The organism is Pseudomonas sp. 30_B (assembly GCF_017491605.1).
In the GTDB taxonomy this organism is placed as follows: Bacteria; Pseudomonadota; Gammaproteobacteria; order Pseudomonadales; family Pseudomonadaceae; genus Pseudomonas.
The window spans coordinates 1-255 of sequence record NZ_JAFGYY010000434.1; the positions used below are offsets into that span (position 1 = coordinate 1).

1 rRNA gene is annotated in these 255 nt (G+C 50.2%); it reads right to left on the bottom strand.

Annotation, left to right across the window (positions count from 1 at the left end):
- Positions 1-255 (bottom strand): 23S ribosomal RNA (locus tag J5M67_RS30075); the annotation flags it as partial.

Genomic DNA, 255 nt, shown 5'->3' on the forward strand with positions numbered 1-255 from the left:
CCTTGGAGGATGGTCCCCCCATGTTCAGACAAAGTTTCTCGTGCTCCGTCCTACTCGATTTCACTTCCAAGAACCTTTCACATACGGGGCTATCACCCACTATGGCCGCACTTTCCAGAGCGTTCTGCTAGATTCAAAGAAGCTTAAGGGCTAGTCCCCGTTCGCTCGCCACTACTAAGGGAATCTCGGTTGATTTCTTTTCCTCAGGGTACTTAGATGTTTCAGTTCCCCTGGTTCGCCTCTTGCACCTATGTA